Origin of the sequence: Demequina flava (assembly GCF_000975035.1) — a bacterium.
GTDB classification, from domain to species: Bacteria; Actinomycetota; Actinomycetes; order Actinomycetales; family Demequinaceae; genus Demequina; species Demequina flava.
Genome location: NZ_BBRA01000001.1, coordinates 1085015 through 1107919, shown reverse-complemented (window position 1 = coordinate 1107919; position 22905 = coordinate 1085015). Strand labels below are relative to the sequence as shown.

Genomic DNA, 22905 nt, shown 5'->3' with positions numbered 1-22905 from the left:
CAGGAGAGCATTCTCATGGCATCCGAGGATGAAGTACCCCCAGAGCTCCGCACCCTCGTCAATGACCCATTGAACGGGTCGGCTCTCCTGCAGGACTACTTTTCTGATGCTTATCCCCGGGTGAGCGCGTTCGCCGAACTGTTGGCGGATCAAGGCGTACTGCGTGGGCTCATCGGTCCTCGAGAGTTGACTCGAGTTTGGGAGCGGCACATCCTCAACTCTGCAGCGGTGGTTCCGTTCCTAGGTGAGGGCACCATCGTCGATGTTGGTTCCGGTGCCGGCCTACCCGGTCTGGTGATTGGCGCCATGATGCCCGAGCGCCGTGTAGTACTCGTTGAGCCCATGGAGCGTCGGACTGCGTGGTTATTCCACGCGGCTGAAGAATGTGGAATCGACAACGTCGTCGTTGTTCGAGGCCGTGCCGAAGAGGTCCGTGAAAGCGTTGAAGCGGATGTGATCACCGCGAGGGCAGTGGCATCTATAGACAAGCTCGTGAAGTGGTGCCTGCCGCTGTTGAGCGACGGCGGGTCAATGGCCTTGCTTAAGGGCCGCTCTGCACCAGACGAACTCGAACGGGCGAAGTATGTGCTGCGGCGCGCGAACCTCGTGGGCGAGGTACACGAGGCGTCCACTATCGAGGGCGTAGAGCCCACGACGGTTGTGACGCTTGAGCGCGATTCTCGCTAACGGGATATGCCTTCGCTCCACCGGGGCGTCTTCGGCCTGAGCCGAGTACGACTGCGGCACCGGCGTTGTCCCCCGATTTATCCACTGCGTTGTCCACAGGCTCCTGAACGGGAAAACCGGACATTCTGTACTAGTTATCCCCAGTTCGGGGTTGTCTGTGGTGAACGCAGATCAGCGCTCCGTGCGGTTGGCGCTTGTACACAGCCACGCTGTTTCACGTGAAACAGCACGTCGCATTGGGCGGCGCTTCTCGGTTTTCGTGGCGCTACGGAAGGCGCCTTCGCGGCTGTGGTTTCCGCCGACCCCGCCACTGTCCTTTCCCAGCATGCAAGTCGTCTGCAGCCCTCCGCGCATCAAGAAGCTGGAGCGGTGGGGTAGTCCGCGCGGTGTGTTTCACGTGGAACAGTACTGACGCGTTGCCCGCGCCTATCGCCGCCTTCCGAGACGAAGCTGCCTGGGAACTCGTAGGTGGCCTCACCGTGTTTCACGTGAAACAGACGTCGAAGGCGTGCTGTCGAAGGGGTGCTGTTGGTGGTCGACGCCAAATTCGAGGCTCGTCGTGTGGGACAGGGCTGTTGCAGTGGGCGTCCGCGCTGTCTGGCTCTGCAACGAGGTACTGGAACCATGCTGGACTGCGCAGCGCCAGGGGATCCTCAGAGCGCCGCGACTGCTGTGCAGGCACGTAGATCGCAGTGGGCCCGTTCAAAGGGTTGCACAAAGCAACTTCCACAAGGCCCCGTTCCGTACGCGGCCTCCGGTGGGAGCCGGTAGAGTCGGAACCCGGAATGTAGCCGCTGGGAGACTTTGCGGTTTCACGTGAAACCACGATGCGTTGACAGGAGAGTGCGTGGATATCAACCCTCACGCGACATCACAGCCCGGCGGGGACGATGGAGACGCATTTGCTGGCCTCAACGACGATGCTGGGAGTCCCTTGGCGAACGAACTCATTGAGACGGAGCGCAAGCGGCGCGCCCTTGAAGCCGCCGAGTTCCCCATCCCTTCCTCGACACGAATCTTCGCGGTGTCGAACCAAAAGGGCGGAGTAGGGAAGACCACGACGTCGGTCAACGTTGCCGCGGCTTTGGCTCAGCGTGGTGCGAACGTGCTCGTGATCGACGCTGACCCCCAGGGGAATGCCTCGACCGCGCTCGGCGTGGAACACCACGAGGGCACGCCTTCAATCTATGACGTGTTGTTGGATGACACTCCGATGGCGCGCGTTGCACAACGGAGCAAAGACATCCCGTCACTGTGGTGCATTCCAGCGACCATTGATCTCGCTGGTGCGGATATTGAACTGGTTTCCGTGGTGCGACGTGAGTTCCGGCTGCACGATGCGCTACACGAGCTGCTCGAGGGCCCCGGGAAGAATCTCGACTACATCTTCATTGACTGCCCGCCAAGCCTGGGGCTCCTCACGCTCAACGCGATGGTCGTGGCGCAAGAGGTGTTGATTCCGATTCAGTGCGAGTACTACGCGCTTGAGGGGTTGACGCAGCTCATCAAGACCGTTGACATGGTCCGCAAGCATCTCAACAAGGGGCTGACGCTGTCGACGATCGTTCTGACGATGTATGACGCGCGAACGAACTTGGCGCGCGAGGTTGCCGGGGAAGTCCGGGGGCACTTCCCATCACAAACGCTCGAAACCACCATTCCTAGGTCAGTCCGAGTATCGGAGGCACCCAGTTTTGGGCGCACTGTGATCACTCACGACCCTCATTCAAGTGGCGCCGTCGCGTACCTCGCGGTTGCGAAGGAAATCGCTGAGCGGGGAGCACCCCATCAGCAGGAAGCAGGATCACGATGACACCCACGAAGCGAGGCCTAGGCCGAGGACTTGGTGCGCTGATCCCGGAACAGGCCCAGGAACCACAGGACGCGGGCGCTGACGCTAAGCCCGCGAGCGAGCGCCCTCACGATGTCTTCTTCACCTCGTCCACGAAGGAGCCAAAGGAAGAACTTCTCCCAGTTCCCGGTGCGCGATTCGCCCAGATCGATCCTCATGAGGTGACTCCCAACCCGCGCCAGCCGCGGGCGGTCTTTGACGAGGACGCGCTAGCCGAGCTCGTGGGCTCGATCAAGGAGATTGGTGTCCTTCAGCCCATCGTCGTGCGCGTGAAGCCCGAGGGCGGTTACGAGCTGATCATGGGCGAGCGTCGTCTACGTGCGACAAAGGAGGCGGGACTTGACCTGATTCCGGCCATCCTGCGCGACACTGACGACAACGACATGCTGCGTGACGCGCTGGTAGAGAACCTGCACCGCAGCCAACTCAATCCACTCGAAGAAGCGGCCGCCTACCAGCAGCTTCTCGAGGATTTCGATATCACGCACGAGCAGTTGGCCGAGCGCATTTCGCGATCGCGACCGCAGATCACCAACACTTTGCGCTTGCTCCGACTACCAGCTGTCGTTCAACGCCGCGTCGCCGCAGGTGTGCTGTCCGCAGGACACGCCCGTGCACTCTTGGGCCTTGAGGACCCGGCCGCGATGGAGCGGCTGGCGCAGCGCATTGTCGCGGAGGGCTTGTCTGTGCGCGCCACAGAGGAAGCCGTCGCGCTCGGTGTCGACGGTGATGAGCCCAAGAAGAAGGGGTCTGTCCGCGCAGGAGGACGAACGCCGGCACTGGATGACCTTGGAGCTCGCCTCGGCGATCGATTCGACACCCGCGTGAAGGTTCAGTTGGGCCGAGCAAAGGGCCGAATTACGATCGAGTTTGCGACGGTCGAAGATCTCAACCGGATTGTCAAGGAGATCAACCCAGCGGACCCAGGCGTTGGTGGAGTCGCGGAGCCTGACGCCACGTAGGCGCGGTCTCGACGACCTGACGAGCTTAGATAGTGCCCGTCACCACGGTGTTGTGACGGGCAAGGATCCCAATACCCGCACGCACTACAGAGCCGTGGCCGCAACGCACTTCGGTGCGAGCGACAGAACGGCTCCGGTGGCTACGAGTCGCGAGTTGAATGACGGTTGAGTGCGCCCTGGGCGACGCGCGCGTAGACCTCGGCGAGGTTCTCGTTGGAGGCGGCGATCGCTTGCGGATACAGCGAAGTCTCTGTCAGACCAGGGGTGATGTTGATATCAAGCACCTGGGGAGCGCCGTCTTCGTCAAGAATGATGTCCACGCGCGAGAGGTCTCGGAGGCGCAGTTCGCGGTGGACCGCAACCGCTGCGTCCGAAACGGTGGCGATGTCGTCATCACTGAGGCGTGCGGGGGCAAAGTACTCGACGCGGCCTGGGTTGTATCGAGCGTCGTAGTCGTAGGGGCCGTCAACGGCAATCTCAACGGGAGGCAACGCGACCGCGTCGTCTCCTGTGCCGAGAACCGAGACCGCTACCTCAGTGCCGCTGACAGCCTTTTCGATCAGCGCCGTCACGTCGTATGCGAAGCAGTGGACAAGTGCTCGGTTGAGATCGGCCCGATTGGTCACGATGGAAACACCGAGCGCCGAGCCGCCACGCGCAGGCTTGACGGCAAGCGGAAGCCCCAGTTTCCCGACAATCGCATCCATCACCTGCTCGGCGCCGACCTCGCGGAACAACGACTGGGGGAGAGTCACGTACTCGGGCGTTGGGATCGACTCGTGCTCGAGTACGGCCTTGGCGACGGACTTAACCCACGCGACGCGGGCCTCGTGGGCGCGCGTACCGACATACGGTACGTCCAGGAGCTCCAGCAGGCCCTGAAGGGACCCATCTTCGCCGCTGGAACCGTGCAGCATGGGCCACACAACGCCGTCATCCCCAAGCTTTTGCAAAGCAGGAATCAAACCCGAGTCAACATCCTGCAATGTCACCTTCGCACCGGAGGCGCGGAGCGCCTCCTGAACGCGTCGCCCAGAACGGATCGACACATCACGCTCGTGAGAGAGACCGCCGGCAAGTACCAGGACATTCATTGCTTCTCCCATCGTTAGGCGAGGTCGGGCGAGGGGAAGTCGACGGCGTCGCCATCGGCACCGCCCGACACCCCAAAGATCTTGACGGTTTCCATCTCGGCATCGACCACCGAAGCGAGGCGCCTGACGCCTTCGCGAATACGTTCCGGGGTCGGATAGCAGTAGGACAGCCGCATGTGGTCAGCCCCTTGCCCATCCGCATAGAAGGCCGTTCCGGAAACGTACGCGACTCGGGCGGTCACTGCCCGCGGCAGCATCGTCTTGGCATTGAGGCCCTCAGGAAGCTTCACCCACACGTAGAAGCCGCCATCGGGCACATTCCACGTTGCTTCGGGAAGGTGTTCCTCAAGCGCCTGGATCATGGCGTCCCGGCGCTCCCGGTACTGCACCTGGAACTTCTTGATCTGGCCCTGCCAGTCGAAGTTCTCAAGGTAGGTACGGATCGCCAGCTGTGAAGCATTCGACGGTGACAAGATCGCCGCTTCAGACGCCAACACGAGTTTCTCGCGCACGGCGTGAGGAGCCACAGCCCACCCCACGCGGTAACCAGGAGCGAAGGTCTTGGAGAAAGACCCCAGGTAAATCACGCCCTCTTCACTCATGGAGCGCATGGCGGGGAGGGGCTCGCGGTCAAAGCCCAGCAGCCCATAGGGGTTGTCCTCGAGAATGAGGACGCCGTGCCGCTTGCAGATTTCCACGATGCGCGGGCGACGCTCCTCGATGAGCGTCACGCCTCCGGGGTTGTGGAAGTTGGGCACCGTGTAGACGAACTTCACGCGCCGCCCAGCCGCAGCCAATTCGCCAAGCGTGCGGTCGAGTTCCTCGGGGATTAGCCCGTCGGCATCCATCGGCACGTGGACCACGTCTGCTTCATGCGCACGGAACACACCAAGCGCACCCACGTACGACGGTGCCTCGGCGACAACAACGTCACCGGGGTCCAAGAACACGGTGGAAACGAGATCAACCGCCTGCTGCGAGCCGGTGGTGACCACAACATCGTCCGGATGCGCATTGATGCCCTCGAGAGCCATGACGCCAGTGATCTGCTCACGCAGACCCTCGTCACCCTGGCCGCCGCCGTACTGCAGGGCAATCTCGCCCTGCTCCAGAATGAGCCGGCGCGACATCTCGGAGAGCTCATCCAATGGCAGACCGCCGATGTACGGCATTCCACCCGCGAGCGAGACGACCTCGGGACGGCTGGCGACCGCGAACAGGGCGCGAATCTCCGAGGCACGCATGTTGTGGGCGCGTGCGGCGTAGGAGTCGAACCACGGATCGAGTCGGGTGCCGTGCCGGTCGGATGAACTCATGGGCGTCAGTCTTTCATGTGTCAGCGCTACATAGACGCGAAAAGCCGGGGCCAGATGGCCCCGGCTTGGTCGCTTTTTGCTCGGGGACTTAGGCGAGGGCCTCGTCGAACAGCTCAGTCAGGGCAGGCTTGGGCTTCGCGCCGACGACGGACTTGGTGACTTCGCCACCCTTGAAGAAGGTCATCGTCGGAATCGACGTGACGCCGTAGGCCATCGCAATGTTGGGGTTGGCGTCGGTGTCGACCTTTACGACCTTGACGCGACCCGCGTACTCAGCGGCGAGCTCGTCCAGCACGGGGGCGACAGCACGGCAGGGACCGCACCACTCCGCCCAGAAGTCCACCACGACGGGAATGTCGGACTTGATGACCTCGTCCTGGAAGGAGTCTTCGGTCGCAGCCACGGGAGCGGTGGGCGCGGCGCCCGCAGGCTCCTCGACAGGGGCGGTCGTGACCGCGTCGCTGGCCTCAGCATCGGCCAGACCGTCAAGGTAGTGCTGAGCGTCCAACGCTGCTGAGCAACCCGAGCCCGCGGCCGTAATCGCCTGGCGGTAACGGTTGTCGACCAGGTCGCCACATGCGAACACGCCCTCGACGTTGGTCGCGGTGGTGCGGCCCTGGACCTGCACGTAACCCTCTTCGTCGGTGTTAACGACGCCGGTCAGCAGCTCCGAACGCGGAATGTGGCCAATCGCGACGAACATGCCTGTCGCGGGAATGGTTGACTCTTCACCGGAGATGCGGTCACGCACTCCCACGCCGGAAAGCTTGTCGTCACCTTCAAGGCCGGTGACCTCGGCGTTCCACACAAACTCGATCTTGGGGTCGTTCTTGGCGCGGTCAGCCATGATCTTCGAGGCACGGAGCTCGTCCCGACGGTGGATGACCGTCACCTTCGAGGCGAAACGGGTGAGGAACGTTGCCTCCTCCATCGCGGAGTCGCCACCACCGATGACCACAACCTCCTGGTCGCGGAAGAAGAAGCCGTCGCACGTCGCGCACCAGGAGACGCCCTTGCCGGACAGACGCTTCTCGTCGTCCAGTCCGAGCTCGCGGTAGGCGGAGCCGGTCGCGAGAATCACGGCCTTGCCCTCGTAGGTCTTGCCCAGGCCGGTCTTGACGGTCTTGACGTCGCCTTCGAGGGACATCTCGGTGACGTCATCGAACTCGATCTGGGCACCAAAGCGCTCGGCCTGGCCCTGGAGGGTCTCCATGAGCTCGGGGCCCTGAATACCGTCGACGAAGCCGGGGAAGTTCTCGACCTCGGTGGTGTTCATGAGCGCGCCGCCGGCGGTGACCGAGCCAGCGATCACCAGCGGATCAAGGCCCGCACGTGCGGCGTAGATCGCGGCGGTGTAGCCGGCAGGGCCTGAGCCCACGATGATGATGTTGCGAGTGTCGGTCACGGTACTTCCTTCACAGACGGTGTGGGGCGGTCGCTGATGCGACATGCTCGGTAACAGATGTTAGACGCGGAATCTTCCCGCACCAAGACGGCGGCCACGTGAACTACTCGGACGGAGACGGCGATGCCGTGGGATACGGCTCCGGCGAGTAGGTATACGTGGGGTAAGAGTTCTGGGGGTTGTTGTTGAGGTCAAAGTCCGGTTGGAAGGGCGACAGGACCTCTTCCCACGACACGACCACCACGATGATGACGGCGAGAATCGTGAGCGCAAGCAGTAGCGGACCTACGTTCAGGGGTGCGGTGCGGTGAGCGCGTGCGTGCGCCTTCACGTGCGCGGATTGGAGCGCTTCGTTCTTGGGCGCGAGCTTCCTGAGGCCCCCCAACACTGACTCGACGAACGATGGCGCCGGCTTTGCGTTTTGGGCCTCCACGATGGTGTCCCACGCGCGCAGCGGCTCGAGCTTTGGGTCCGGCGGCCGGTCAGGTTCAGGAACGGGGATCGCCAGTGGTTGGGCTGTGCCCACGAGGCGTGCGTGCGCAATCGCCTTGTCCGCCGCCTGCGCCGCGGCGACGGCAGTCAGGGGGGAGACAGAAATCTGGTCGGCGCTTACAAGCTCCGGCGGGTTCTCTTGAACGACGGGGGCCGATGCTGGCGCGAGATCGCCGCCAGCCTCCTCAACGCTCGCTGGAGTTGGGACGGTGGCGGTGGAGGCGGCCGATACTGGGGTTGCGGCGGTGTCAGAGGACGGCGGGGTCGTCGCGCGTGCGCTGGCACGGCGAAGTGCGCGCGGCTGTGACGGCCCAATGGCCGTCGTGATCTGGGACAGGCGCGCGGGGGCATCGCCGGCGACTACCGCGTGTGCGAGCGCCGTGGTCCCGGTGCCCAGCGACAGCGGAATGTCCGCCGCGGTTGCCTCCTTGGCCGGACGACCAGTCACCCCGGTGAGGTACATCTCCGACAGTGCCGCAGCATCGGCCTCAGGCGTAACCGCTTCAATGTGACCGTCCTGGACAGCCAGCGGACCCTCCACGCCGAGCCCCACGATGATGACTCGTCCCGCTGGAGAAACCACCAACGACGAGGCGTTCAGCGCGCCGTGTGAAACACCCAGCGCCCGGATGGCTTCGAGAGCACGCGCTGCGTCGCCGACCAGCGCGCCGACCACCTCTGGGTCGCCCTCGGAGGCGCCGAGTAGCTGGTCGCCGCGCACACCGCGCGGCCGCTCGGAGACGATGTACGTGGAGGCGCCATCGTCACCTGAGTGACGACCCGTGGAAATGATCCGTGCGAACCGTGCGTCGCGCACCTGCGCAGCCTTCACGGCACCTTGGCGAACCGCTGTGGCGGCGTCGCCGCGAACTACGTCGACGGTAACTCTCTGGGCTAGGCGAGTGTCGTCAGCGACCCAACGCTCAAGCCCAACGGGGGCGCGCTCATCGCGGCACACCAGTGTGAACCGACGTCCGAGCGTCGTGCCTGCTTCCACAGAAGGCACCCCCTTGAATTGCGTGCGTGAGCGAGTCCCATCATATTGCGCTCTTGGTCAGTTACTTGCTACCCAGGCGCCTCAGGATGGGAGTCACCGCCTCATCGAGTTCAGCGACGCGCATCGCCTTGAGCATGCCGGCGTACACGAGCAACATGACTAGCCCCGACACCACGACAAGGACGCCAGCTGTGATTACGCCGGACCATCCCGAGAGCGTGTCCGCTGACGGAGTGAAACGCAGCAGCCCCCACCCGATCGCACCCGCCACGAGCGCGGCCACGAGCGCCCGGACGTGCGTACGCAAGACAGTCGCGCCACCCCCGCCGCCTAAGCGGGTGCGGAGACCGCCGGCGCGCAAGAGCACGCCGGTCCAGTTAGATAACGCCATCCCTAGTCCGACTCCAACGGTCCACCAACGCGGATCGGTGAGCGCTTGAAACGCGTAGGCCGTCGCGACCCACACCACGGCCATGGGAATGTGCATGATGAAGATGGACCGCGCGTCTTCAAGCGCGAAGTACAGCCGCTTGATCAGCACGGTTGCGCCCAGGGGGACCAACCCAAACAACATCGCGGTCATGACTTCCGCGATCGAGGTCACCTCTTGTGAGGTGGCCGAGGGCAGCGCGATGCGGACCAGGAGCGGTGCGACCACGACCATCGCCACAGTGGCGAAGATCGTGAAGATACCTGTCAGGCGCAGAGCGCGCGAGGTCCCCGACCGCAGCGCCCGGAAGTTACCGTTGGCGGCGTGGCGCGCCATGCCGGTGTACATCGCGGTGATGAGCGAGACAGTGATGAGCGAGTGGGGCACGAGGTACAGCGACAGGGCATAGAAGTACGCCGCGTTTCCGGCCACAGGGCCGGTGCCCGCCTCCACTGCAGCGATGCCCGCTTCCGAGGCCACGCGCGTGACGATCGTGACGGCGACCTGCTCCACCAGCACAGCCAGCAACGCCCACTTGGCAATGGTGCCGACCACAGCCAGCTCGCCCTTGGGCCCGCGCCACTGCCAGCGCCAGCGATAACCGCCCTTGATCATGGGATAGATCAGGACCAGCGCCTGTGTCGCGACTCCCAAGGTTGCAAAGCCCGCGAGGAGCGCGATCCGCTCCGGCGTCCAGTCGCTGATCGAAGCGAGGTCCGCAGCCGGTGATTCCGGAACCACGGCGGATCCGTAGACGCCCAAGTAGATCAACAGTCCGCTGATGGCAACAACGTTGTTGACGGCGGGGGCCCACATGAACGGCCCGTACTGTTCGCGCGAGTTGAGGACCTCGCCCAGCAGTGTGTACAGGCAGTAGAAGAAGAGTTGCGGGATGCACCAGAACGAGAACGCGGTGGCGAGGGCGACCATCTCCGGCGGCCAATCGCTCGTGTACAGCATCACCCACACCTGCGCGGTGAGAGTGGCCACGAGCGTCACGCCGAGCGACAGAACACCGCCAATGGTGAGGATGCGGTCCACCGTGCGCTTGCCGCCTGGCCGGCCGAACGCCTTAACCAATTGCGGCACGAGCACGGCGTTGAGGACGCCTGCGGCGAGGATCGCGAACATGACATTGGGAAGCCGGTTGGCGATGTCGTAGGCGTTGGCGGCCACCGTGGTTGCGCCCAGCGCGCCCACCAGGAGTGCGTTGCGGACCAGTCCCAGTGCCCGGGAGGTGCCGGTTCCCGCCGCCATGACGAGCGTGTTGCGGCTCAGCGACTTGCGTGGAGGCGGCATGTCGGCCGCGGCGGGATTAGTCATCTCGGCCGTTCGTGCCGTCCACGTCGCGGGTGTCTCCGCGTTCGCGTTCCTCGTTGGGCTCGGCTGGCTGGTCGGATTCGTCTGTTTCGTCGACCGCGGCCGCGGGAGCGTCTGAACCCGGGATCACCACAGCATCGGTCCGGGTGTCCTTGCGCCCGCGGCGGATGGTGCGAATCACGCCCGCGATGAGCAGTAGCACCAACAGTCCGGTGAACACCAGCGTGGCGGCAGTGCCCCAGTCAGCGCGCACGCGCACGGAGTAGGTCTGGGGCTCGCCCACCACGACTCCGTCTGGTGTGATGAGTTCTGCCGTGAGCACCACGTTCGCCGAGGACACCGCGGACACGGGAACCAGGCTGGCCTGAGTTTCGTTCGCCGGAACTTCGACGGTGGGTGCCGCCTCGACCACGAGGTTGGGAGAGTTGGAGTGCACACGCACAGTCACGGTCGCGTCCCAGTCAAGGTCGTTCTCGACGGTGATGGGGACGTCGCCGTCCTGCGCCAACAGGTTCAGATCGGAGCCCGACGCGATCGTGAGGGAGCTCAGTACGTCTTGCGAGTCCTGCAGGGCGTTCGCGTAAGCAATGTCGCGACCCGAGGGCCCACTTCGTCCAATCGTCGCCACGCCGTGCACAAGGCCCGCGGCCCAAGATTCGTAGGCCGCGGTGGGCTCCGACGTTGCGGCGGCGAGTTCTTGTAACGGCACAAGTTGATCGCCGAGCGACAAGACGCGATGCGTGTCCAGATCGGCCTCGGTGTCCAAGGTCGATTCCAGGTCAACCACGGGCGCATCTGCCTCGGCCAGCGATGCCACCGATGCGGGGTTTACCCACGGGAGGTCAAACATTGCCGTGATGAGGTCCGCTGTTTCTGCTGTGCGGAGCCACGAGTCACCTGGGGCAATGAGTGCGCGTTCCTGACCCGCATCGGCGGCGAGCAAGGTCTCGGCAACGATCCTGCTCCAGTGCGCGGGCGTGCCCGGCCGGTACGTCGCGAACGCCTCAGTGAGTGCCTCGTCCGCCATCAGCGCGGGCACAGGGGTCTCGCCGCCGACAGTGACAACGGGATTGCCATCGATTGCGTCGAGTGCCTCGTCGAGGCCGACAGCGCCCTCGTCCGCCATGACGGCCACTGCGCCGGTGTTGCTCGCCATGGCCACGGACGACTCGTCGAACACAGCAAGCGGAGCGATCCACGCGGCGTCAATCGAGGAGGCGAGCGATGCCGACGGGGCGCGGCTCACGGCAAACTCGAGCAGACGCGGATCATCCGCGTGAGCGAGTGAGGCGATGTCGGGATCTCCGGCAGGTAGCCAGAAGACTTCGCGTTCCAAGAGCTGGCCGTCAAGAACGTTGGCGTTGGTGATCAGGCTGGGGTCTGCCGCCACGGCGACGCGCGGATCCGCTGCAGCCCCGAGAATCTGGGCGACGGCAGGCGCGGTACCGTCCGCCTCGACCAGCACGGACAGATCAAGTTCAGCATCCACGCCGGCGGTCCACGTCACAGGGAGGGCATCGATCTGCGCGACGTTGTCGCCCACGCGTGCCGACACCGTCATCCCGTACACGCCGGCGTCGCCCAGCGACAGGTCGTCCGTGGTCGCGGTCAACAGCTGCTGGCGTCCCGCCTCAAGGGTGACGCCCACCTCGACAGGTTCCTCGTCGTCCGCGGCGGCTTGGTCGCTCTCGCCGGAACTGTCGCCAGCGTCGCCAGCCACCTCCGAACTGTCTGCTTCAGACTCACCCTCGCCAGCATCGGCCGGGTCCGCGGGAACTGGGGCCTCAACCACCGACTCGGACTCAAAGTCTTCTGGGGTCTCGAGGAAGTCGGCAAGCGCGGAGCTCGACGTCAGCGGCTCGGTCGTGAGGGCGATGTCGAGCACGACCTCGTCCATGGCCGATGCCGTGGTGTTGTTGAGGGACGCCGTCACCTCGAGTGCGGTGTCCTCATCGATCTGGGCGGTTGCGGACGTCACCGAGGTCACGAGGCCGTCGACGTCCGCCGGAACGCGCAGGAGCGTGGGGGTCTGGATTGCGGTGGCGTACCCCTCGGGGGCGTCCACGGCGGCAATGGCGGGCGTGGCGGCTCCCGTCAGCGCCGCGACCACGATGGCGGCGCCAAAGATGCGTGCGTTCACGACTGCGCGGTGAGCAATTCGATGGCGGCCTGGGCCATCTTGCGCTCATTGGGGTAGGCCAGCCGCTGTCGCAATTCGGTCACCGAGATCCACTCGGCGACCTCCGCCTCCTGATCGGGGTCGTTCTCCGTCGTGATGATCCCGCCCTTGGCTTCGAGAAGATAGTGGTGGACCACCTTGTGCACGCGCCGGTCGTCGCCCGTGAACCAATAGTCAATGACCCCGATGGGCTGGATGATCTCCGCGTCGATGCCGGTCTCCTCGGCAACCTCACGGATCGCGGCCTCTTGCGGGGTCTCTTCGCCTTCGATGTGGCCCTTAGGCAAGCACCATTCGAGGCGTCCTGCCCGATTGCGGCGCCCAATGCAGGCCACGAAAGCCTCACCGTCTGTGACGCGAACCACAATCCCGCCGGCCGAGGTCTCGTTCGAAACCGGCAAATGCGAAGCCCGCTGCGCCGCGCTGTCCCTGCGCTGCCGCAAAGACGCACCACCAGGTGGCGGCGGCGCCGGGATGGGTCGCGGGACGGGCGGACGGGGCATGCGCCAACTCTAACGAGCGCGCCCGGGTACCGGTGGCATCCGCGCGGACCGAGCGCCACCTCGCCAACGGATCTGGGACCATAGACAACGTGAACTCGCCTGCCGTGCCCCCATACGACGTGCTCCGTCAGCGCGCCCACGCACTGTGGGAGGCATTGCCACCCGAGATCCTCGACCTTGCTGAGCGGTTTGACGCCGCCGGTCACGAGTTCGCCCTGGTCGGCGGACCTGTCCGGGATGCCTTCCTGGGGCGGTCGAGTTCCGATCTCGATTTCGCGACCTCAGCGCGCCCCGATGAGACGGAACGTGTGCTGCGAACCTGGACACGCGCGACCTGGGACGTGGGGCGCGACTTCGGCACGATCGGTGGCCGGCGGGACGATCTGATCGTCGAAATCACGACCTTCCGCGCCGACGAATACGACGGTGAGACCCGCAAGCCGGTCGTGGCCTTTGGCGACAGCCTCGACGGCGACCTTGCCCGGCGCGACTTCACGATCAACGCGATGGCCGTTCGCTTGCCGTCCAAGGAGTTCGTCGACCTCCACGGAGGGCTCGAGGACCTGGCCGGCGGCCTGCTACGTACGCCCATCGAGGCGGACATGTCCTTTGCGGATGACCCGCTGCGGATGATGCGTGCGGCGCGCTTCGCGTCCCAACTGGAGTTTGAGATTGAGCCGGGAACGTTCGCGGCAATGTCTCGGTTGGCCGACCGTATCTCGATTGTGTCCGCCGAACGTGTCCGGGACGAGCTGTGCAAACTGATGCTGGGCGCAAGCCCCCGCGCGGGACTGGGCGCCCTCGTGGACGCCGGGCTTGCGGAGCAGGTCCTGCCCGAACTCCCCGCCCTCAAGCTTGAGGTCGACGAGCATCACCACCACAAGGATGTCTACGAGCACACCCTCACGGTGGTCGAGCAGGCGATCGATCTCGAGACCGGCCCCGACGGCCCCGTCCCGGGACCCGACCTCACGCTGCGTCTTGCCGCTTTGCTGCACGACATCGGCAAGCCGCCCACCCGCCGTCTTGAGCCCGGTGGTGGAGTGAGCTTCCATCACCACGAGGTCGTGGGCGCAAAGATGACGCGCAAGCGCATGAAGGCGTTGCGGTTCGACAAGGACACCATCAGGGCCGTCTCCCACCTCGTCGAACTCCACCTGCGCTTCCACGGCTACGCCGACGCACGTTGGTCCGACTCAGCCGTGCGCCGCTACGTCACCGACGCCGGGGACCAGTTGGAACGCCTGCACCGGCTCACCCGCGCGGATGTCACGACTCGCAACCGCCGCAAGGCCGATCGCCTGTCGTTCGCCTATGACGATCTGGAAGCGCGCATCGCGGAACTGCGCGAAAAGGAAGAGATCGACTCCATCCGCCCCGATCTGGACGGCAACCAGATCATGGAGGCGCTCGGAATTGGGCCTGGACGCGAGATCGGCATGGCGTACAAGCACCTGCTCGAACTCCGGATGGAGCACGGGCCGCTTGGCGAAGAGCGTGCGCTCGAGGAACTCCGCACCTGGTGGGCCACCCAACAAAACTAGGCAGCTCATGCGCACGCCGGAGCTGTTTCCGTGCCTCACGAGGCACGTCATGCGCAAGCGTTCTCCCCTAGGTGGCGTTGAGAGCGCGCTGTCCACAGAACCGGACGGGCGCTTAGTGGTGGCAGAGGGCGCTGACTACACCTGCGGGTATGGCACTCACACACTTGCTTGACCGACTCGAAGCAATCCCGGAGTCATTCACGCTGGCCCAGCTCATGGCCCACGCGAGCCGCGGCGGGATTGAGGCGGCCGTCAAGCGCGGCGACATCGCCCGGATTCTGCCCAATCGCTACGCCGCCCGCCTGCACGCGGACTCATGGCGGACTCGATCGCACGCCGCCGCTCGGTGGGGTCCGGCGGGGTGTGCGGTCACGGGGACGGGCGCACTCTTCGACGCGGGTGTGTTGCCAGAGCCGCCGGAGACTGTCCACGTGCTCGTCCCGCATTGGCGCCACCGGCCAACTCCCTGGTGGCTGCGCGTCACGAGTTCGACCTACCGGCCCCCGGTCATACAGGAACGTCCGGATGGAACTCCGGAAGTCGACCCCGCCCTCGCGCTCATTCACGCCTACGGCTACGCGCCCGAGCGCGGCCGCGCGGAGTTGTTCTACTCCTTGGCACGCACCAACCGGATTGATGCCCATGCGGTGCGACAGCACCTTGAGCGGATGCCTCGTGTGCGTGGCCGGGCGTCGCTTCTCAAGCGGTGCGACTGGGCGGCGGACGGAGTGGAGAGCTTTCTCGAGGAACAGGGCGGTGCGCGCGTCTTGGTGGGCGCGGAGTTTGAGGGCGTGGTGCGCCAGCACCGGGTTCGCATCATGGGCGACTTGTACCGGCTCGACGCATACGACCCCGCTACGCGCACAGCGTTTGAGTTCGATGGAGCCGCGTTTCACGACCGCGCGCCTCAGCGGATGAAGGACATTCGGCGCGATGCGGCATTGGCAACGGTCGGGATCATGACCGTGCGGTTCGGCTACGCGGATGTCATGCAGCGGCCCGAGTGGTGCCGGGATGTTGCGCTGGGAACGATGGGGATGCGGCGGAAGTGGGCATCAGTTGCCTCGTGAGGGACGATGCGCGCCTTCCGTGTACATGACGTGCCTAGTTTGGAGGGGGCTGGGCGGGGGTTGGTGTGGTTGCTGGCGCTGGCACGCGCGGGGCGCGGGCGTAGATCAGACCCACCACCACGTACATCACCATCACGACCGCCATCGCGGTGCGTGAGTAGCCCGTATCCGGCAGCGTCAGACCCGCAATCACCGCGCTCGAAATGAAGGCGACGTTGAAGGCCATGTCGTACAGCGTGAAAGCACGCCCACGCATCTCATCCTCGGTGTCGCGCTGGACGATCGTGTCGACCGCAATCTTGGCGCCCTGAACAGCGAAGCTCACAATGACGGCCGAGCTCAGCAGCGCCCATGGCTCCGAGGAGATCACGAGAATCAGCTGCGCGCCGGCGCCAATCCCGAGACACAACAGGATCCACGTCTGCCGCTCCATGCGCGCGCCGATGGTCGGCGTCAGCACGGCAGCAAGACCAAAGCCGACTGCCGCGAACGCGACCACGATCGTGAAAGCGCCCAGCGCTTGCTCGGGATGATCAGGGTCGCCGAGTGCGTGGCGCGAAATCAAGATCGATGACACAAACAACATGCCGTAAAGCAGGCGCTGCGCGGACATGACGCCCAGCGCGTGAAACGGCGTACGTCGCTGATAGAGGTAGCGGACACCGTCTGCGAGCTCGCGCGTGAGGGCCTTGACCTGCTTGCCAAGATCGAGGCGCTCGAGCGGATTCTCAGGGCCGAGGTCCGTCCGCCCGATGAGCGTCGCCGCCCACGAGGCGAGTCCGAAGGCGACGGCAGAGGCCGCCAGCGCGGTGAACGCCAGTCCTGCATCGGACGCGTTGGGGACGAAGAACGTGACGATGCCGCCGACCGCGCCGCCAACCGCCGCCGCAATGGTTCCCAGGGTGGGCAGCACGGAGTTGGCCGCGAGCAGGTCGTCGCGAGGGACGATGCGCGGGAGACCGGCCGTCATGGCGGCGAGCAGGAAGCGGTTCACCGATAGCGCGAGCAGCGCGAGTACATACAGCGACCACAGCGGCCAGTTGGCGATGAGGGCGACGCAGATCCCCACGACCAGGGCCAGCCGGACAAGGTTTCCAACGAGCAGGATGCGTTGGCGCTGCCACCGGTCAATGAGGGGGCCCACGAATGGGCCGACAATCGTGAACGGCGCCAGGAGGACCGCGAAGCCTGCCGCAATCGACTCAGGAGACGTGGCGTTGGTGGGGTCAAAGAAGAAGGCCGCGGCGATGCCCACCTGGAACATGCCGTCGCCGCCTTGCGAAAGCAACCGTGCGTAGGTGAGGCGACGGAACCCAGACAGGTGCCACAAGCGACGCACGTCGCTGACAAGAGACATGGCGCAAGCCTAGGGGGTCACGCGCCTGCGACAATGGGGCCCATGGGTTTGGGTGACGCAATCGCAGTGTGCCTGCGCAAGTACGGCGACTTTTCCGGGCGTGCGCGCCGCAGCGAGTTCTGGTGGTTCTTCTTCGCGGTGCAACTGTTCGTGATCCCCGTGATGTTCATTGGGGTCTTCATCATGTCCTCGGCCTTCGTTCCGCTCGTGGAGCAGATGGCCCCCGACGGCACTCTGCCCGCGGGGGCGACCGGCGACATCAACTGGCTGCCGTTCTACCTGGGCCTTGCGCTCATGGCCGCGGTGTTCCTGGGACTGTTGTTCCCCACCCTTGCAGCGACATCTCGCCGCCTCCACGACGTAGGTCTGAGCGCCGCGTGGCTGTGGCTCTACGTCATCGGATTAGGCATTGTGCCGCTCATCATGTGCGTCTTCGAAGGCGAGGCTGGCGAGAACGACCACGGCCCCGATCCCCGGGCGGCGGTGTCGTAGGACCCGTATTCCCGCGGGCCAGGGAAGTTCACGCTCCGTGAACGGGTGTGCGCTCGCGGCGAATCCTTGACAGTGTGGAGAGATGACCACACCTCAGCGCATTGCCATTGTTGGCGGCCACGGAAAGATCGCCCAACAGCTCATCCCGATCCTTGTGGGACGCGACCGCACCGTGGTGCCGCTTGCGCGCAAGGAAGACCAACTCATCACCCTCGCGGGTATGGGTACCGTGCCCATCCGGCTCGATATCGAAAAATCCACCGAAGAGGACTTCGCCAAGGCCTTCACCGACTGTGACGCCGTGGTGTTCGCCGCTGGCGGTGGCCCCGACGGCGACATCGACCGCAAGCGCAGCGTTGATCTCGAAGGATCGCTCAAGTCCATCGCTGGCGCCAAGGCCGCCGGCGTGAAGCGGTTTGTCCAGATCTCCGCGATCGGCGTGGACAATCCGGTGCCCGATGACGTCGAGCCCGTATGGAAGGCCTACGTCGACGCCAAGCGCGACGCCGATTCCGCACTGCGCGACTCGGACCTTGACTGGACCATCATCCGTCCCGGCGGCTTGACTGACGATGCGCCCACGGGGCTCGTCACCCTCGCCCCCGAGGTGGATCGCTCGACGGTGTCGCGCGCGGACGTTGCGCATGTCGTCGCAGATTGCCTCGACCAGGACTTCACGGTCGGCAAGCAGTGGGAGCTAGTCGAAGGAAGCACACCCGTCCTGCGGGGTCTGCAAGCTGCTGCCGAGGTCTAAGCCGCGCCCCACGCCTCAACTTGAGCCAGCATCGGCCCTCTTGGTGCAGGCATGACAAAGCCCGGGCCGCCACCACACCGGCGGCCCGGGCTTTGTTGCGCTGAGCGCTCCGGGGACTTAGCGCTCCAGCTCGCCGGCGATGAACGCCTCGAGCTGTGCGCGACCCTGTGTGTCCTCCATCTGGACAGGCGGGGACTTCATGAAGTAGGTCGACGCCGACAGGATCGGGCCACCGACGCCGCGGTCCTTGGCGATCTTTGCGGCACGGATGGCGTCGATGATGATGCCGGCCGAGTTGGGTGAGTCCCACACCTCGAGCTTGTACTCCAGGTTCAGGGGAACCTCGCCGAACGCGCGACCTTCGAGGCGGACGTAGGCCCACTTGCGGTCGTCGAGCCATGCGACGTAGTCGGACGGGCCGATGTGCACGTCGCGGCCATCCTTGATGCCCTTGAGGGGGCCTTCAAGGTTGGAGGTGACAGCCTGGGTCTTGGAGATCTTCTTGGACTCGAGACGCTCGCGCTCAAGCATGTTCTTGAAGTCCATGTTGCCGCCGACGTTGAGCTGGTAGGTGCGGTCCAGGACCACGCCGCGCTGCTCGAACAGCTTGGCCATGACGCGGTGCGTGATCGTCGCGCCGACCTGCGACTTGATGTCGTCACCGACGATGGGGAGGCCTGCGTCCTCGAACTTCTTGGCCCAGACGGGGTCGGAAGCGATGAAGACGGGCAGGGCGTTCACGAATGCGACGCCCGCGTCGATGGCTGCCTGCGCGTAGTACTTGGCGGCCTCTTCGGAGCCCACGGGGAGGTAGCAGACCAGGACGTCGGCCTCGGTGTCCTTGAGGACCTGCACGATGTCTGCGGGGGTCTCGTCGGATTCGACGATGGTCTCCCTGTAGTACTTGCCCAGACCGTCAAGCGTCACGCCGCGCTGCACCTGGATGTCCGTCTTGGGGACATCGCAGATCTTGATGGTGTTGTTCTCGGAAGCCTCGGTGGCCTCGACGAGTTCCTTGCCGACCTTGAGCGAGTCGACGTCGAACGCTGCCACGAACTCGATGTCCGAGATGTGGTAGTCGCCGAACTGGACGTGCATGAGTCCCGGCACGGTCTCGTCGGCCGGAGTGTTCTTGTAGAACTCCACGCCCTGAATGAGCGACGTGGCGCAGTTTCCTACGCCAACAATGGCAACGCGAAGTGAAGCCATGATTTCTCCTTAGTTGTTGTCTCCCGCGGAAGCGGTGTGGTTGCCGGTTCCGCGGGGTGCGGACCGTTCGTTTTCAATGAGTTTGTCGAGCCACTCGACCTCGCGCTCAACGCGTTCGAGGCCGTGGCGTTGGAGCTCGGCGGTATAGGCATCGTGGCGATCGCGCTGGCGTGCCAGACCCTCTCCGACTTGTTCGAGGCGCTCTGCGAGGCGGGTGCGGCGTCCTTCGAGGATGCGCAACCGCGTGGCGGAATCCGTCTTGCCGAAGAGCGAAAAGCGGACATCAAACGCCTCGTCGTCCCACGCGGAGGCGGTGGACGATGCGAGCTCGTCCGCCAGGCGCTGGTGGCCAGACTCGGTGAGGCGGTAGGCGATGCGCGAGCGCTTTGAGCTTCCGGCGCGGACTGCCTCACCCTCAGCCTCGTCGGCCGCGATGAGGTCCGCAGTGAGCATGCGCTTGAGGCACGGGTACAAGGAGCCGTAGCTCAGTGCGCGGAACGGACCCAGCTCGCTGGCCAGTCGCTTGCGAATTTGGTACCCGTGCAGGGGCTGCTCAGCGAGCATGCCAAGGATCGCCAATGACAAGACGTCGGTCTTAGCCATGAGCCCTCCTGGGTCCGTGCACGCGCGAGTTCGCCTCTCAGTGGAGACGGGCTTCCCACCATAGCAGTTCGTTGTATCGGCGCGATACATCGAGTAAACGCGTCCCTATACTGAGTGAATGTGGTGTCTTGGCGACATTTCCGCCTGCTCGCGCGTTAGGTCAGGCATGGCGGGAGTCCGTGTGAACCAGACACGGCACCGCAGATGCCGTATCCGCGACACCGATTTCTTAGGGTTGACACTGTGACCGACAGTCCGAACACACCGAAGCGCACCTCGACGCGCGTGCCTACCGGCGCGCAGCCGAAGCGCGCGACCACAGGGGTGCAGCGCACCTCAAACGGCAAGCCGGCCAACGGCCTGCCTCCATGGGGCGCCACTGGCGTGCAAGCCACCACCAAGTCTGGCGGTGCCGGAGCCGGCAAGCCGGCGGCCTCAGGTGGCGGCAAGGGCGGCGACGGCGGTGCGGGCGGCTCGGATGACGAGAAGGGTCCGCTGGGCTGGAAGGGCTGGATCAAGCGCATCCTTCTGTGGCTCCTCATCGCGATCCTTGCGGTCACGATTGTCGGCATCGTTGCGCTGATCATCGTGTACGCGCGCCTCGAAATCCCTGAGCCCGATGACTTCGCGCAGGCGGAAGCGTCCGTCTTCTACTACGCGGATGGTGAGACAGAGATGGCGCGCCTGGGCGTCGCCGACCGCGAATCGGTCGCCATCGAGGATCTCCCGGACTACGTGCCGCAGGCCTTCGTGGCCGCCGAGGACCGCACCTTCTACACGAACTCCGGCATCAACATCCCCGGAATGCTGTCCGCGCTGTGGGACACCGTGGTGAATGACAACCCGCGCGGTGGCTCGTCAATCACGCAGCAGTACGTAGAGCGCTACTACGTGGGCGAGACCACGACGTCGATCCCGGGCAAGATCAAGGAGACGCTCCTCGCGCTCAAGATCGATTCCCAGCAGTCCAAGGACGAGGTCCTTGAGAACTACATGAACACGATCTACCTGGGCCGCGGTGCCTACGGCATTGACGCCGCTTCCCGCGAGTTCTACGACAAGCACGCCGCTGACCTCACGATCGAAGAGGCCGCCATGCTCGCCGGCATCGTTCCCGCGCCCAGCGCGTGGGACCCGGCCGTGGACCACGACAAGGCAGAAGAGCGTTGGAACTACGTGCTCTCCGGCATGGTCGACACGGAATACCTCACGCAATCCGAGCGCGACGACATCACGGAATTCCCTGAGCCCATCGACCCCTCGAACGAGGACACCTTCGGCGGCACCCAGGGCTACATCCTCCAGGCCGCGCTGGATGAGGTTGAAGCCGACACGGGCATCGGCCGTGACGAAGTGGAGTCCCAGGGCTACTCGATCATCACCACGATCAACCCGGACCACCAGCAGGCGGCGGAGGATGCCGTGGGTGAAATGCCCGACGACCACGCCGACAACCTCCAGGTGGGAGTTGTCACCGTGGAAGCCGACACCGGCGCCATCACCTCGTTGTACGGCGGCTCGGACTACCTCGAGCGCCAGCGCAACGCCGTCACGCAGGACGTCGCCCAGGCGGGGTCGACGTTCAAGCCGTTCGCCCTGGTCGGCGGGCTCGAGCGCGGAATCGCACTCAGCTCGCAGTACCTGGGCGACAACGAGATGGAATTCCCAGGGTTCGACGACCCGGTCCGCAACTTCGGTGGCGTGAGCTACGGCTGGGTCGACCTCGTGCAGGCGACTCAGGACTCGATCAACACCGCCTATGTGGGCCTCTCGCAGGACATCGGCCCCGAGGTTGTCATGGATACCGCGATCCGCGCCGGACTTCCCGAGGACACCCTGGGCCTCGAGGCCAACGCGTCGAACGTCCTCGGAACCGCATCGCCGCACGCCATCGACATGGCATCGGCCTACGCGACATTCGCTACCGGCGGCCTCAGTACCGAGCCCTACTTGGTCGCGTCCTTGACGGACCGCGAGGGCGAGGTCGCCTATGAGCGCGAGCCTGAGCCAGAGCGGGTCTTCGAAGAGGACGTGATGGCAGACACCACCTACGCGATGCAGCAGGTCGTTCAGGGTGGTTCCGGCATCACGGCCCGGGAGCTCGGTCGTCCACTGGCCGGCAAGACCGGAACCTCGAACGACAACCGCTCCGCATGGTTCGTCGCCTTCGCCCCGCAGATTGTGGGCGCGGTGAATATGTACCAGGTGGGTGAGGACGGCTCCACGGAGCAGATCACACCCTTCGGTGGCTACAGCGAGATCACCGGTGGAAGCGTCCCAGCGTCGATCTGGACCTGGATGATGGAAGACATCCTCGAGGACTACCCGGTCGAGGAATTCCCGGACCGCGCAAACGTAGGAACGGCCGTCACTCACTCACCGACCACTTCGCCGAGCCCCTCGGTGACTCCGTCCCCGACTCCGACGCCCACGCCGACCGAGACGGAAACAACGGAGCCGCCTGAGCCGGACCCCGTCCCGACGGACACCCCGGACCCGGTTCCGACCGACACCCCGGACCCACCGCAACCCTCTCCGTCCCCCAGCGTCGATAGCGGCAACTCCGGTGGCGGTGGCGGAGGCAACAACGCCGGCGCCAACCCGTCACCAGCCCCCTCGGCGAGCGCGGCGCCGTAGGG

Annotated in this window: 18 protein-coding genes; 8 read left to right on the top strand and 10 right to left on the bottom strand. The window is 65.0% G+C overall.

Translation table 11 applies throughout. From position 1 onward, the window contains the following. Positions 1-15 precede the first annotated feature (15 nt). The 3 genes from rsmG to AOP74_RS05220 all read left to right on the top strand — a co-directional run bounded on the left by rsmG (position 16) and on the right by AOP74_RS05220 (position 3501). Positions 16-687: a 16S rRNA (guanine(527)-N(7))-methyltransferase RsmG gene (gene rsmG / locus AOP74_RS05230; protein ID WP_061961280.1), complete on the top strand. Its 672-nt coding sequence runs from the start codon at positions 16-18 to the stop codon at positions 685-687. A gap of 847 nt (positions 688-1534) precedes the next feature. After that, positions 1535-2500: a ParA family protein gene (locus AOP74_RS05225; protein ID WP_369345492.1), complete on the top strand. Its 966-nt coding sequence runs from the start codon at positions 1535-1537 to the stop codon at positions 2498-2500. Further along, on the top strand, positions 2497-3501 hold the full coding sequence (locus AOP74_RS05220; protein WP_061961279.1) for a ParB/RepB/Spo0J family partition protein: 1005 nt from the start codon (positions 2497-2499) through the stop codon (positions 3499-3501). The genes AOP74_RS05225 and AOP74_RS05220 overlap by 4 nt, the downstream gene beginning before the upstream one ends. Before the next feature lie 140 nt (positions 3502-3641). On the opposite strand, the gene AOP74_RS05215 is transcribed toward AOP74_RS05220, so the two are convergent. The 7 genes from AOP74_RS05215 to AOP74_RS05185 all read right to left on the bottom strand — a co-directional run bounded on the left by AOP74_RS05215 (position 3642) and on the right by AOP74_RS05185 (position 13237). Continuing rightward, positions 3642-4595, bottom strand: coding sequence for a D-alanine--D-alanine ligase family protein (locus AOP74_RS05215; RefSeq protein ID WP_236683725.1), 954 nt, complete (start codon positions 4593-4595; stop codon positions 3642-3644). Positions 4596-4609: 14 nt separating this feature from the next. Beyond that, positions 4610-5911 carry an aminotransferase-like domain-containing protein gene (locus AOP74_RS05210; RefSeq protein ID WP_061961277.1) on the bottom strand — a complete coding sequence of 434 codons (1302 nt, stop codon included), beginning with the start codon at positions 5909-5911 and terminating at the stop codon, positions 4610-4612. 88 nt (positions 5912-5999) lie between these two features. Then, positions 6000-7361 (bottom strand): thioredoxin-disulfide reductase, encoded by a 1362-nt coding sequence (trxB, locus tag AOP74_RS05205; RefSeq protein ID WP_082096008.1) that lies wholly within the window; start codon positions 7359-7361, stop codon positions 6000-6002. A 58-nt stretch (positions 7362-7419) separates the two neighbouring features. Next, the gene (locus AOP74_RS05200) at positions 7420-8640 is read right to left on the bottom strand and encodes a protein kinase family protein (RefSeq protein WP_152649178.1); all 1221 of its coding nucleotides are present in this window, start codon (positions 8638-8640) and stop codon (positions 7420-7422) included. Between the two features lie 226 nt (positions 8641-8866). Continuing rightward, complete coding sequence (murJ, locus tag AOP74_RS05195) at positions 8867-10558, bottom strand: murein biosynthesis integral membrane protein MurJ (RefSeq protein ID WP_082096007.1); 1692 nt, start codon at positions 10556-10558, stop codon at positions 8867-8869. Continuing rightward, a complete protein-coding gene (locus AOP74_RS05190; RefSeq protein WP_061961274.1) occupies positions 10551-12695 on the bottom strand; it encodes a DUF6049 family protein in 2145 nt (714 codons plus the stop codon). Before AOP74_RS05190 ends, murJ begins: the two co-directional genes overlap by 8 nt. After that, positions 12692-13237, bottom strand: a complete 546-nt coding sequence (locus AOP74_RS05185) for an NUDIX hydrolase (protein WP_061961273.1) — start codon at positions 13235-13237, stop codon at positions 12692-12694. The genes AOP74_RS05190 and AOP74_RS05185 overlap by 4 nt, the downstream gene beginning before the upstream one ends. A gap of 89 nt (positions 13238-13326) precedes the next feature. Here AOP74_RS05185 and AOP74_RS05180 point away from each other — a divergent pair, with 89 nt between their 5' ends. Further along, entirely contained in the window at positions 13327-14781 is a 1455-nt protein-coding gene (locus tag AOP74_RS05180; RefSeq protein WP_236683724.1) for a CCA tRNA nucleotidyltransferase, read from the top strand. Positions 14782-14930: 149 nt separating this feature from the next. Continuing rightward, positions 14931-15851, top strand: coding sequence for a putative endonuclease domain-containing protein (locus tag AOP74_RS05175; protein ID WP_061961272.1), 921 nt, complete (start codon positions 14931-14933; stop codon positions 15849-15851). A gap of 34 nt (positions 15852-15885) precedes the next feature. Here AOP74_RS05175 and AOP74_RS05170 read toward each other — a convergent pair whose 3' ends face one another. Further along, complete coding sequence (locus AOP74_RS05170) at positions 15886-17208, bottom strand: MFS transporter (RefSeq protein ID WP_061961271.1); 1323 nt, start codon at positions 17206-17208, stop codon at positions 15886-15888. Positions 17209-17250: 42 nt separating this feature from the next. Here AOP74_RS05170 and AOP74_RS05165 point away from each other — a divergent pair, with 42 nt between their 5' ends. Beyond that, positions 17251-17700: a DUF805 domain-containing protein gene (locus AOP74_RS05165; protein WP_061961270.1), complete on the top strand. Its 450-nt coding sequence runs from the start codon at positions 17251-17253 to the stop codon at positions 17698-17700. A gap of 82 nt (positions 17701-17782) precedes the next feature. Next, positions 17783-18454, top strand: a complete 672-nt coding sequence (locus AOP74_RS05160; RefSeq protein ID WP_061961269.1) for an SDR family oxidoreductase — start codon at positions 17783-17785, stop codon at positions 18452-18454. A gap of 117 nt (positions 18455-18571) precedes the next feature. On the opposite strand, the gene AOP74_RS05155 is transcribed toward AOP74_RS05160, so the two are convergent. Together AOP74_RS05155 and AOP74_RS05150 are read right to left on the bottom strand one after the other, a co-directional pair. Continuing rightward, complete coding sequence (locus AOP74_RS05155) at positions 18572-19663, bottom strand: inositol-3-phosphate synthase (RefSeq protein WP_061961268.1); 1092 nt, start codon at positions 19661-19663, stop codon at positions 18572-18574. Positions 19664-19672: 9 nt separating this feature from the next. Further along, positions 19673-20266, bottom strand: coding sequence for a PadR family transcriptional regulator (locus tag AOP74_RS05150; RefSeq protein WP_061961267.1), 594 nt, complete (start codon positions 20264-20266; stop codon positions 19673-19675). Between the two features lie 243 nt (positions 20267-20509). Between AOP74_RS05150 and AOP74_RS05145 the strand changes: the two genes are divergently transcribed. Beyond that, positions 20510-22903, top strand: a complete 2394-nt coding sequence (locus AOP74_RS05145; RefSeq protein ID WP_061961266.1) for a transglycosylase domain-containing protein — start codon at positions 20510-20512, stop codon at positions 22901-22903. Positions 22904-22905 lie beyond the last annotated feature (2 nt).

Bases quoted from the DNA above. Each gene is read 5' to 3' on its own strand.
- rsmG (WP_061961280.1), top strand. From the start codon at position 16: ATGGCATCCGAGGATGAAGTACCCCCAGAGCTCCGCACCCTCGTCAAT.
- AOP74_RS05220 (WP_061961279.1), top strand. From the start codon at position 2,497: ATGACACCCACGAAGCGAGGCCTAGGCCGAGGACTTGGTGCGCTGATC.
- AOP74_RS05215 (WP_236683725.1), bottom strand. From the start codon at position 4,595: ATGAATGTCCTGGTACTTGCCGGCGGTCTCTCTCACGAGCGTGATGTG.
- AOP74_RS05210 (WP_061961277.1), bottom strand. From the start codon at position 5,911: ATGAGTTCATCCGACCGGCACGGCACCCGACTCGATCCGTGGTTCGAC.
- trxB (WP_082096008.1), bottom strand. From the start codon at position 7,361: ATGTCGCATCAGCGACCGCCCCACACCGTCTGTGAAGGAAGTACCGTG.
- murJ (WP_082096007.1), bottom strand. From the start codon at position 10,558: ATGACTAATCCCGCCGCGGCCGACATGCCGCCTCCACGCAAGTCGCTG.
- AOP74_RS05185 (WP_061961273.1), bottom strand. From the start codon at position 13,237: ATGCCCCGTCCGCCCGTCCCGCGACCCATCCCGGCGCCGCCGCCACCT.
- AOP74_RS05175 (WP_061961272.1), top strand. From the start codon at position 14,931: ATGGCACTCACACACTTGCTTGACCGACTCGAAGCAATCCCGGAGTCA.
- AOP74_RS05170 (WP_061961271.1), bottom strand. From the start codon at position 17,208: ATGTCTCTTGTCAGCGACGTGCGTCGCTTGTGGCACCTGTCTGGGTTC.
- AOP74_RS05165 (WP_061961270.1), top strand. From the start codon at position 17,251: ATGGGTTTGGGTGACGCAATCGCAGTGTGCCTGCGCAAGTACGGCGAC.
- AOP74_RS05160 (WP_061961269.1), top strand. From the start codon at position 17,783: ATGACCACACCTCAGCGCATTGCCATTGTTGGCGGCCACGGAAAGATC.
- AOP74_RS05155 (WP_061961268.1), bottom strand. From the start codon at position 19,663: ATGGCTTCACTTCGCGTTGCCATTGTTGGCGTAGGAAACTGCGCCACG.
- AOP74_RS05150 (WP_061961267.1), bottom strand. From the start codon at position 20,266: ATGGCTAAGACCGACGTCTTGTCATTGGCGATCCTTGGCATGCTCGCT.